We start from the raw sequence: 3,837 nt of genomic DNA on the forward strand, positions 1-3,837 counted from the left end.
CCCCCTCCCCCGTTTCACGGTGGAGGAGCACTGAGAGGCCGGTGCTCCCGGAATGTCGATTCGCCGCGCAGCAGTTCGACTAGCCTCGCAAACAGGAGGTGCCTCAAATGAAGTTCGTGTGTCTCGTCTACATCGACAGCGTCGCCATCGGCGCGCTGAGTGAGGCCGAGGGGCGGCAGCTGGCCGACGACTCCATCGCCTTCGACTGGGGGCTGCGGGACAGCGGCAAGCTGATCCTGGCGCAGCCGCTCGAGGCGCCGCAGTCGGCAGTGACGGTGCGGCAGCGGGCCGGCAAATTCTCCAGCACCGATGGGCCGTTCGTCGAAGCCAAGGAGCACCTGGGCGGTTTCTTCCTGATCGAAGCGAAGGATATCGATGAAGCGATCGCCCTGGCCAAGACCAGCCCGATCATGCGGGTCGCCAGTGTCGAAGTGCGGCCGGCGCTGGAGCAGGTGGATAGCGTGACGGGGCGCGGGCGTCCGGAGGTGGCGTAGGGCGCTGCCCTTGCGGTAACGGCCGGCCGCCGCCAATGTCGCGGACATGACGCTACCTCTCCACACGCCCTATGACGGGTCCGCAAAACTCTTCCAGATCGGCGTGAAGCCGCTTCCGCTTGCCGATTGGTTCGAGGTCGATGGCCGTCTGGCGGCAGACCTCGCCGAGAAGGAGCGGGTAAGCGCGGCGCACGCGGACTCGGTGTTTGTGGCCGAGCCAGGAACGGAGCAGGCGCAGGCCGAGGTGCTGGCATTGCTGGTGGAGCACCTCGTGACGCAATTCCCCCAGCACTATCGGCGGATCGGCGACGGGGTCGAGATCATACCCGCCGGAAAGCACGTGGCGCTGGGCGTGCCGGGCGAGGCGCCGCTGCGGGCGGCGGCAAGGCTGGTGCAGGAGGACCTGGTGCTGATGCGTCGCGGCGAGGCGGGCTGGCGGCTCGCCGCAGCCTCGCTCTGCTTCCCCTCGTCATGGTCGCTCAGGGAGAAATTCGGGCGGCCGCTGCGTGAAGTGCACGGGCCGGTGCCCGGATTCGGCGCCGGGACGCGGAATGCAGAGCTGATCCAGCGCATGTTCGACAATGCGCGGCCCGAAGTGCCAATGATCCGCTGGAACTGGTCGCTTTATGGGGACGACCGGCTGCATCACCCCGAGACGGCCGATCCCGGCGCACGGCGTTTCGGGGCGGACGAGCGGGCGGCAAGCGTATTCCTCAGGGTAGAGCGGCAGACACTGCGGAAGCTGCCGGCGAGCGGCGATATCCTGTTCGCCATCCGCATCCATGTCGATCCGCTTGCACGGCTGGAGCAGCACCCGGAGGCGGCAAGGATCGCCGGCTCACTGGCCGCGCAACTCATGGCGCTCGGGGCTGCCGAGCTCGACTACAAGGGGCTGACCCTCGAGCGCGACCGGCTGGTGGCGCGGCTGGACGAGATCGCCGCGCGAGCACCGGAGCCATAAAGTTGAAGGGCCCGGGGTGATCCCCCGGGCCCTCAAATTACCGCACGGCGGGTTGGCGTGAGCCGTTACGCCACGCCGGTCATATGCGCCAGCACCGCCAGCAGCAGCAGGGCCACGATGTTGGTGATCTTGATCATCGGGTTCACCGCCGGGCCGGCAGTGTCCTTGTAGGGGTCGCCGACGGTGTCGCCGGTGACCGAGGCCTTGTGGGCATCGGAACCCTTGAAGTGCTTGACGCCGGCGCTATCGGTGAAGCCGTCCTCAAAGCTCTTCTTGGCGTTGTCCCAGGCGCCGCCGCCAGCCGTCATGCTGATAGCGACAAACAACCCGGTGACGATGACGCCCATCAGCATGGCGCCGAGCGCCGAGAAGGCGGCGGCGGTGCCGGCAATCCAGTAGATCACGACGAACACCACGATCGGCGACAGCACCGGCAGCAGCGAGGGGACGATCATTTCCCTGATCGCCGCCTTGGTCAGCATGTCGACGGCCCTGCCGTAATCGGGCTTTTCGGTGCCGGCCATGATGCCCGGCTTTTCCTTGAACTGGCGGCGGACTTCCACCACCACCGATTGGGCGGCGCGGCCCACGGCAGTCATCGACATGCCGCCGAAGAGGAAGGGCAACAGGCCACCGAACAGCAGGCCGACGACGACATAGGGGTCGGCGAGCGAGAAGGTGAGGTTGCCGAGGCCATGGAAAAACGAGCCCTCGGCCGCGGTGGCGGCGAAGAACTGCAGGTCCTGGGTATAGGCGGCGAACAGCACCAGGGCGCCGAGGCCGGCCGAACCGATGGCATAGCCCTTGGTGACGGCCTTGGTGGTGTTGCCGACGGCGTCGAGCGCGTCGGTGTTGTGGCGCACTTCCTTGTCGAGGCCGGCCATTTCGGCAATGCCGCCGGCATTGTCGGTGACCGGGCCGAAGGCGTCGAGCGCGACGATCATGCCGGCCAGCGCCAGCATGGTGGTGACGGCGAAGGCGATGCCGAACAGGCCGGCAAGGTTATAGGTGACGATAATGCCGATGATGATCACCAGCGCCGGCAGGGCGGTCGATTCCAGCGACACCGCGAGGCCCTGGATGACGTTGGTGCCGTGGCCGGTCACCGATGCTTCGGCGATCGAGTTGACCGGGCGCTTGCCGGTGCCGGTGTAATATTCGGTGATGACGATGATGAGGCCAGTAATGACGAGGCCGGCGACGCCGCACCAGAACAGGTTCCACGGGGTGAACTGCTTGCCGCCTTCGAGGCCGAGCTGCACGTCGAGCCCGCCGAACACCCACATCAGGGTCGGCAGCAGCGCGATGAGCGAGAGGACGCCGGTGGCGATGAGGCCCTTGTAGAGGGCGTTCATGATGTTGTTGGAGGCGCCGAGTTTGACGAAGTAGGTGCCGATGATCGAGGTGACGACGCAGGCGCCGCCGATGGCCAGCGGCAGCACCATGCCGGCGAGCTTGAAGGCATCGGGGAGGACGATCGCCGCCAGCACCATGGTGGCGACCGCGGTCACCACATAGGTCTCGAACAGGTCGGCGGCCATGCCGGCGCAATCGCCGACATTGTCGCCGACGTTGTCGGCAATGGTGGCGGGGTTGCGCGGATCATCCTCGGGGATGCCGGCTTCGACCTTGCCCACCATGTCGCCGCCGACATCCGCACCTTTGGTGAAGATACCGCCGCCGAGACGGGCGAAGATCGAGATCAGCGAGGCGCCGAAGCCGAGCGCCACCAGCGAGTCGATGACGATGCGGCTGGTCGGCGCGATGCCGAGGAACTGGGTGAGGACGATGAAGTAGAGGGTGACGCCGAGGAGGCCGAGACCCGCAACCAGCAGCCCGGTGACGGCACCCGATTTGAAGGCGAGGTCGAGGCCGCCGGCCAGCGACTTGGTCGCCGCCTGGGCGACGCGGACGTTGGCGCGGACCGAGACGTTCATGCCGATGAAGCCCGCGGCACCACTGAGGATGGCGCCGATGGCGAAGCCGATGGCGGCATAGATGCCGAGCAGGAAGAAGGCGAGGATCAGGATGACCACGCCGACGATCGCGATAGTGGTGTACTGGCGGCGGAGATAGGCGGAGGCGCCTTCACGCACTGCGGCGGAAATCTCCTGCATGCGGGCCGAACCCGCATCGGCCTTCAGCAGGCCCTGCGTCGTGACGACGCCGTATACGATGGAGAGCAGACCGCACACGACGATCGCCCATAGCAATAGAGTCATAACGAATGTTCCCTCGATGTGACGTCACCGGGGAACGCTCCGTAGTTGCAGCGGCGAACCGCTCCTCCTCGCCCCCCGACGATCGCGTGCGAAACTTGTGCCAAATCGCCGCAGGGGGCGCAATGGGGTAGGGGTGCGGCGGTTCGTTGAGGGGCTGGTG

The 3,837-nt window shown here is 66.7% G+C and carries 3 protein-coding genes; 2 read left to right on the top strand and 1 reads right to left on the bottom strand.

The window, feature by feature from the left end; translation table 11 throughout:
- Nucleotides 1-107 precede the first annotated feature (107 nt).
- Nucleotides 108-494 carry a YciI family protein gene (locus VW23_RS20640; protein WP_069911395.1) on the top strand — a complete coding sequence of 129 codons (387 nt, stop codon included), beginning with the start codon at nt 108-110 and terminating at the stop codon, nt 492-494.
- A gap of 46 nt (nt 495-540) precedes the next feature.
- On the top strand, nt 541-1,455 hold the full coding sequence (locus tag VW23_RS20645) for a heme-dependent oxidative N-demethylase family protein (protein WP_069911396.1): 915 nt from the start codon (nt 541-543) through the stop codon (nt 1,453-1,455).
- 65 nt (nt 1,456-1,520) lie between these two features.
- Here the strand turns inward: VW23_RS20645 and VW23_RS20650 are convergent, their stop codons facing one another.
- Nucleotides 1,521-3,677: a sodium-translocating pyrophosphatase gene (locus VW23_RS20650; protein WP_069911397.1), complete on the bottom strand. Its 2,157-nt coding sequence runs from the start codon at nt 3,675-3,677 to the stop codon at nt 1,521-1,523.
- Between the last annotated feature and the right edge of the window lie 160 nt (nt 3,678-3,837).

Origin of the sequence: Devosia insulae DS-56, from assembly GCF_000970465.2 — a bacterium.
GTDB lineage: Bacteria > Pseudomonadota > Alphaproteobacteria > Rhizobiales > Devosiaceae > Devosia_A > Devosia_A insulae.